Origin of the sequence: Propionicimonas sp., from assembly GCF_034927565.1 — a bacterium.
Taxonomy (GTDB): domain Bacteria; phylum Actinomycetota; class Actinomycetes; order Propionibacteriales; family Propionibacteriaceae; genus Propionicimonas.
In genome coordinates this window covers 1-7,254 of record NZ_JAYFPT010000112.1, presented here as the reverse complement: position 1 = coordinate 7,254, position 7,254 = coordinate 1, and the positions used below count along the sequence as shown (strand labels likewise).

At 71.2% G+C, this 7,254-nt stretch carries 4 protein-coding genes and 1 tRNA gene; 4 read left to right on the top strand and 1 reads right to left on the bottom strand.

Annotated elements, in window-relative coordinates; genetic code table 11:
* Window positions 1-366 precede the first annotated feature (366 nt).
* Window positions 367-1,464 carry an NADH:flavin oxidoreductase/NADH oxidase gene (locus VB080_RS15280; protein ID WP_323419312.1) on the top strand — a complete coding sequence of 366 codons (1,098 nt, stop codon included), beginning with the start codon at window positions 367-369 and terminating at the stop codon, window positions 1,462-1,464.
* Between the two features lie 227 nt (window positions 1,465-1,691).
* Here the strand turns inward: VB080_RS15280 and VB080_RS15275 are convergent, their stop codons facing one another.
* Window positions 1,692-3,536, bottom strand: a complete 1,845-nt coding sequence (locus VB080_RS15275) for a phosphoenolpyruvate carboxykinase (GTP) (RefSeq protein ID WP_323419311.1) — start codon at window positions 3,534-3,536, stop codon at window positions 1,692-1,694.
* A 311-nt stretch (window positions 3,537-3,847) separates the two neighbouring features.
* Between VB080_RS15275 and VB080_RS15270 the strand changes: the two genes are divergently transcribed.
* The 3 genes from VB080_RS15270 to VB080_RS15260 form a co-directional block, all read left to right on the top strand.
* Window positions 3,848-3,920 (top strand) — tRNA-Arg (locus VB080_RS15270).
* Window positions 3,921-4,204: 284 nt separating this feature from the next.
* On the top strand, window positions 4,205-5,581 hold the full coding sequence (locus tag VB080_RS15265; protein WP_323419313.1) for a PLP-dependent aminotransferase family protein: 1,377 nt from the start codon (window positions 4,205-4,207) through the stop codon (window positions 5,579-5,581).
* 399 nt (window positions 5,582-5,980) lie between these two features.
* The coding region (locus VB080_RS15260; RefSeq protein WP_323419310.1) for a GAF domain-containing sensor histidine kinase at window positions 5,981-7,254 on the top strand (1,274 nt) is incomplete at its 3' end.

Below are 7,254 nucleotides of genomic sequence, written 5' to 3'. Positions count from 1 at the left end.
GAAGGCTGTTCGTCATCTCGGCGTGGGCCGGGATGTGGCGTCGACAGGCTGGCGTGAGACGAATCCGACGCTGAACGTCCCCAGGACGGCCTCATCCGCCGATTGAGCGCGATCCAGTGCTGGATCCTTCGCCTCCGGTGCCCGCAGGCCGCCGAACCGTCCCTGTGCCGGGGGTGCGATCAGGACCAGCACCGTCCGCCCAACAACCGGGACCGTCGCTGTGCCCGGGGAGGGTGCGCCAAGCCAGCTCAAGCCACGCCAGCCCAAGCGAACCGTCCCTGTGCCGGGCGGGCGCAGGCACGGGTTCCGTCCGCAGCGGTGTGACCCGTCCCTGTGCCCCGGGCGGGCACGGCTAACCTGAGGTCCATGACCTCCCTGTTCGACCCGCTGACCCTGCGCGACCTCACCATCCCGAACCGCATCTTCCTGCCCCCGATGTGCCAGTACCAGTGCGAGGCGAGGGACGGCGTGCCGACCGACTGGCACCTCGTGCACTACGGCGCCAGGGCCACCGGCGGTTTCGGGCTGGTGATCGCGGAGGCGACCGGAGTGTTGCCCGAGGGCCGGATCACCCCGTGGTGCACCGGGCTGTGGAACGACACCCAGCGGGACGCCTGGCGTCGCGTGGTCGATTTCGTCCACGCGCAGGGCGCCACCATGGGGATCCAGCTCGCCCACGCCGGACGCAAGGCGTCCACCTACCGCGACTGGTCGGAGCGCTCCGGCTCGGTGCCGCCGGAGGACGGTGGCTGGGAGACAGTCGGTCCCTCGGCGATCCCGTTCCCCGGGCTGGCCACCCCCCGCGAAGCCACGCGCGACGACCTCGCGACGGTGGTGGCGGGCTTCGTCGAGGCCGCGCGCCGGGCCGACCAGGCAGGCTTCGACGTGATCGAACTCCACGGCGCCCACGGCTACCTGATCAGCGAGTTCTTGTCGCCGTTCAGCAACCATCGCACCGACGACTATGGCGGTGACTTCGCCGGACGCACCCGACTGCTGCTCGAGGTGGTGGACGCGGTGCGTGCGGTGTGGCCAGCCTCCAAGCCGTTGTTCGTCCGGATCTCGGCCACCGAATGGCTGGACGGCGGCTGGACGGTCGAGGACACGGTTCAGTTGGCGACAGAACTGCAACAGCACGGGGTGGACCTGATGGACGTCTCCAGCGGTGGCAATGTGCTGGCGAAGATCCCCACCGAGACGTTGTACCAGGTGCCGCTGGCCCGTGCCGTCCGTGAGACGGGCATGCCCGCCGCCGCGGTCGGACGGATCACCGACCCGGCGCAGGCCCAGGGCGTCCTCGACGACGGGTCGGCCGACGCCGTCCTGATCGGACGGGCGGCGCTGCGCGAACCGTCCTGGCCGCAACGGGCCGCCGCCGAGCTGGGTGACCCTGATCTGGCCCGGTATCCGCACTCCTACCTGCGCGGCCGCTGGCCGGCGGTGGTGGAACAGCCGGAGCGCTGATGCGGGTACCCCGCGGCGTACCTGTCGCTGGTGCGGCGTAGCTGACGTCCGCTGAGACTCACGATGGGGACTGTTCCTCCGTGAGTCATGCCGATGTGGAAGTGGAAAGCACTTTCCCCACCCACGGTGGGCAGAGCCTCGTTGGCTGGCACAGAACACAGCAACGCCAGCCCAACGCAGGAGCGTCACACGCGGTCCTGTGGACGGCCGCGATCGCGTGCGTGCGATCACGCCTTGGCGGCCGCGATCCGCTCGCGCAGTGCCACCAACTGCTGGCGCAGTTCGGCGGGCAGCCGGTTGCCGAACCGGCCGAAGTACTCCGCGGTGAGCTCGGCCTCCTGCGCCCAGGCGTCGGGGTCGAGGGCGAAGAGGTGTTCGAGATCCTGCTCGGGCAGGGCGAGCCCGTCGAGGTTCAGGTCGCCGGGCAGCGGCAGCCGTCCGGAGATCGCGTCGCTGGCGGCCACCTCGCCGGCCACCCGGCGCAGCGCCCACTCGATGGCGCGGGCGTTGTCGCCGAAGCCGGGCCACAGGAAGTGGCCGTCGTCGTCCTTGCGGAACCAGTTCACTGCGAAGATCCGCGGTGCCCCCTCGCCCAGCACCGCGCCCATCCGCAGCCAGTGACCCCAGTAGTCGGCCATGTTGTAGCCGCAGAACGGCAGCATGGCGAACGGGTCGCGGCGCAGCGCTCCGACCGTCCCCTCGGCGGCGGCCGTCTGCTCCGACGAGACGGTCGCGCCGACGAAGACGCCGTGGTTCCAGTCGTAGGACTCGCTGATCAGCGGGACGTTGTGCGCCCGGCGTCCGCCGAACAGGATCACGTCGACCGGCACTCCGTCCGGGGCCTCCCAGTCGGGCGAGATCGACTCGGCCTGCGAGGCGTGGACGGTGAACCGGCTGTTCGGGTGGGCAGCCTTGCGGCCACAGCCCGGCGTCCAGTCCTGGCCGCGCCAGTCGATCAGGTGCGCGGGCGGTTCGTCGGTCATACCCTCCCACCAGACATCACCATCGTCGGTGAGCCCGACATTGGTGAAGATCGTGTCGTGGCCGAGGGCGTGCAGCGCGGTCGGGTTGGTCTTCTCCGAGGTGCCCGGGGCGACGCCGAAGAAGCCGGCCTCGGGGTTGATCGCGTAGAGCCGTCCGTCCGGTCCGGGACGCATCCAGGCGATGTCGTCGCCGATGGTCTCCACCTTCCAGCCCGGGATCGTCGGACGCAGCATGGCCAGGTTGGTCTTGCCGCAGGCGGACGGGAAGGCCGCGGTGAGATGGAACCGGCGGCCGTCCGAGGTGCGGGTGATCCGCAGAATCAACATGTGCTCGGCCAGCCAGCCCTCATCCCTGGCCAGCACTGAGGCGATCCGCAGCGCGTAGCACTTCTTGCCCAGCAGCGCGTTGCCGCCATAGCCCGAGCCGTAGGACCAGATCTCGCGAGTCTCGGGGAAATGGCAGATGTACTTCTCGTCGTTGCACGGCCACGGCGGGTCTGGACGGGGGTTGCCGTCGGCATCCACCAGCGGATAGCCGACCGAGTGGACGGCCGGCACCCAGTACTCCCCGGCGTTGATCCGCTCGAGCGCCTCGGCGCCCATCCGGGTCATGATCCGCATGTTCACCACGACGTAGGGCGAATCGGTGAGTTCGATGCCGAGCTTCGAGATCGGGCCGCCGAGCGGGCCCATCGAGAACGGCACCACGTACATCGTCCGGCCGCGCATCGAGCCGTCGAAGACGCCGGCCAGGGTCTTGCGCATCGCCGCCGGCTCGGCCCAGTTGTTGGTGGGGCCGGCATCGGACTCCTGCTCCGAGCAGATGAACGTCCGGGCCTCGACCCGGGCGACGTCGCTGGGGGTGGAGCGCGCCAGGTAGCAGCCCGGGCGCAGTGTCTCGTTGAGCCGGGTGAAGGTTCCGGACGCGACCAGTTCTTCGTTGAGGCGGTCGCGCTCGGCCAGCGACCCGTCACACCAGTGGACGGCATCGGGTTTGGTGAGCTCGGCGACCTGGCTGACCCAGGCGAACAGCTCGGGGAGGACGCCGGGCGGGGCGACAAGCGTCGGGGCTGCGGTGTCGAGGCTCATGGGGATCACTCCTTGGATGTTCGCTTCGTCGCGAAACTGACTACTCGCACGTCCATCCTGCCTCATTCCGGGTGCATCGGCAGCCAGGGCTGCCGGCAGCTGCCCAGACCGTTGCCCTGAATGCCGCAGTGCGGGCGTGGTCGGGGAGGACCGGCCGGCCTGCGTGGCGGGCGGGGCCGGTGGGGACGGCCGTGTCGGGGGAGGGGATGGTGGGGCCGGGTGTGCCGACGGCCCGGGCGCTGGTCGTCTGGCCGCTGGTTGGACTGTCCCCATCGGCGTCGAGTAAGCTGGACGACGCCCTGCGAGGCGATGCGCTCGTGGCTCAATGGATAGAGCATCTGACTACGGATCAGAAGGTTGGGGGTTCGAGTCCCTCCGAGCGCGCATCAGGCAAAGGCCCCGGCTCAGACCGGGGCCTTTGCCATGTCGGTGTAGCAACCCGGGCCGGCCGCTGCGCCGGGCCTGGCGTGAACGATCGTGAACCGTATTTGGGTACACCATCGTTCGCGATGAGGTGCGGCTCCGCTGTGGTGTCCTGGGCCGCGGCGGCACCGTCAGGAGCTGGAGCCGCGGCACCGAGATCGCCCACAGTGGCCTGCCGGCAGAGCAGAAACCCAGCCAATGGCCTTGTCGGCAGTGTCCAATCATGTCAGAGTGGGCGGGTGAGCATGCCTCAGCCCGCGCTGGAGCCCTTCCGGCAACTCCTGCCACTGCCAGCCGACCAGCCGGCCTACCTCGCCCTCGCCAAGGCCGTCCGCCAGTTCGCCATGGACGGAACCCTGGCCGTCGGTTCACGACTGCCGGCCGAACGGACGCTGGCTGCTGCACTCGGCGTCAGCCGGACGACGGTCACCGCCGCCTACGCACGGCTCGTCGACGCCGGCTGGGCAACCGCCCGGCAGGGTTCGGGTACCGTCGTCCGGCTGCCGCAGCGGGATCGCGTCCTCGCCCGGCCGGCCGGTCCCCGGGAGGTGATCGACCTGCGACCCGCCGCCGGCGTGGCGGTGCCCGCGGTGTCGTCCCTGGTCGAGCAGGCACTGGAGTGGCTGCCGAAGGTGCTGGCCAGCCCGGGCTACGAGAACGCCGGCGCCCTGCATCTGCGGGAGCGGATCGCTGGCTGGTTCGAGGCCCGCGGGGTGCCGACCGTCCCCGGACAGATCGTGGTCACCCCCGGTGCCCTCGCCGGGCTCGCCGTGGTGCTGCGCACCGTCGCGGGGACTGACGCAGCAGTGCTGGTCGACGACCCGACCTATCCGGACGCGCTGGCGGCTGCCGAGGGCGCCGGCGTGCGGGTGGCGTCCGTCCCGCTGGGGGACGGGGGCTGGGACACCGCCGGGTGGGCGATCGCCCTGCGTCGCGAGCGTCCAGCGGCCGCCTACCTGCTGCCGGACTTCCACAATCCCACCGGTCAGTTGATGCCGGACGAGGCACGCCGTGAGCTGGTCGCCCTGCTGCGCCGCTCGCGCTGCACTGCAATCGTTGATGAGACTGTCGCCGGGCTCGACCTCGACGGCGGTGACCCGGTCACCCCGTGGGCCGCGCTGGACGACACCGCGATCACTCTCGGCTCGCTGTCCAAGGTGCTGTGGGGCGGTATCCGGATCGGCTGGGTGCGCTGCCCCGAAGCCCTGGTCGAGCAGGTGCGCAGCCACCAGCTGCAGCTGAACCTGGGCCCGTCCGCCCTCGACCAACTGGTCGCCACCAGCTACCTGGACGACCCCGGCCCGGTCCGCGACCAACTGCTGGCCCGGATGCGCGAGGCCCGGGAGGCCTGGCTGGACGACCTCGACTGGAATCTGCCCGACTGGCGGGTGGAGCGGCCCCGCGGTGGCCTGGCGCTGTGGGTGCGGCTACCCGCCCCACGCAGCGCCGAACTCGCCGCCGCCGCCGAACGACACGGCGTCTTGCTCTCGCCCGGCACGAAATTCTCGGTGAGCGGTGGTCAGGCCGACCGCCTCCGGCTACCGCTGACCGTCGCTCCGGGGTCGATCACTGAGGCGGTGAACCGCTTGGCCGACGCCTGGCAGGACCTCGACCGTCCCTGATCAGCAGACCAGCTGGCCCTGGTCCACTTGCGACGGTTGAACCACCCCGTTGCTCCCGGTGGGACAGCTACTCACCAGGACGGTTCCCCTGCGGGTCACGTTCTGACTCAAGCCGGAACAGTCTCCACGTGAGTCGGGCGGGAGGGCGAGCAGTCGGGGGACAGATCGTTGCAGGCCTCCTCGCGCGCGGTCGCCGCTTGCACGCGCCAGGCGACGACAGGGCCCACAGGCAGGCCTCGTCGCGCGCACGGTCGCCGCAAGCTCGCCGAGATCGACGTCGAGCATCCGGTCCAGGCCTCGTCGCGCGCACGGTTGCCGCGTAGAGTCGTCCGCATCCGACTCCGGCCGGTCGCGCTGGCACGACCACGGGCCGACCGGGCGAACGAAGCGAGGCAGGCCATGGGCGACCTGACGCAGACCCCGATTCCCGGAGCGCGTGAACGCGCCTGGGCCGATGCTCTCGCGGCCGTGGCCGAGGATCTGGCCGGCGAGTTCCGGCTCCAGCCGCTGTTGGAGCGGATCCTCCGCAGCGCCGTCGACCTGCTCGGCTGCCGCAGCGGCTCGCTCTGCCTGATTGACACCGAGGCGCACACCTACCTCAAGCAGATCGACCTCGACGAGGGCTGCCAGACCGGCCAGGTGTTCTCCCTGGACGAGGGTGTCACCGGCGCCGTGGCCAAAGCCCGAACCCCGGTGATCTACCAGGCCTACTCCCAGGTCGGACGCGGCCACATCGCCCCGCACGAGCCCCGCTACCGCCGGGCGGTGATCGGCGCGCCGATCCTGCGCCGCGGCAGCCCGATCGGTGCGCTGGTGGTCTTCGCCGCCACCGACGAGCAGCGGTTCAGCCAGGCCGACGCTGACCTGCTGGCGCACTTCGCCACCCACGCGGCGATCGCAATCGCCAACTCCCGGCTGCACGAGGAGTCCGCCGAGCGGGCCAAGACCGCCGCCGTGGTGGCCGAGCGCGAGCGCGCGATGCTCGAACTGCACGACAGTGTGGGACGCGGGCTGGCCACGATCACGCTCAAGCTCAGCGAGGCGCACCAGCTGCTCAGCCGCGGGACGGACGCCGTCCCGTCCCTGCTGGCGGCCCAGCGGGCGGCCGAGGAAACCCTCAACGAGGGACGGCGGGCGGTCTGGGGGCTGCGTCCGGCGGGACACCAGCGGCGCTCACTCGCCGAGAGCATCCAGGTCGACCTGGAGTGGCTGCAGGCGACCTCCGGGCTGGCGCCGGTGTTCCGCGAGTTCGGCGAGCCGCAGGAGGTCGCCGAGGTGGTCGAGCACCAGTTGACGCGGATCGTCGGCGAGGCGCTGGCCAATGTCACCCAGCACGCCCGGGCGTCCATGGTGCGGGTCGGCCTGGTCTACGGCTCGGACGGGATCGCGGTGATCGTGGAGGACGACGGCGTCGGCTTCGACGTCGACGCCGAGCTGGGACGGCCGCGCGGTGTCGGGCTGCGCGGCCTGGTGGCGCGGGCCGGCCAGGTCGGGGGCCGCGTCCGCGTCGACTCGACTCCCGGGTGGGGGACGCGGGTGCGCGCCGACCTGCCCTATCGCACCACCAGCACCCCGGACGGTCCGCGGCTGCGGGTGCTGATCGTCCATTCCCAGCCGGCGATGCGGGCCGGGTTGGTGCGATTGCTCGCTCGCAGCGAGCCGAGCATCCAGGT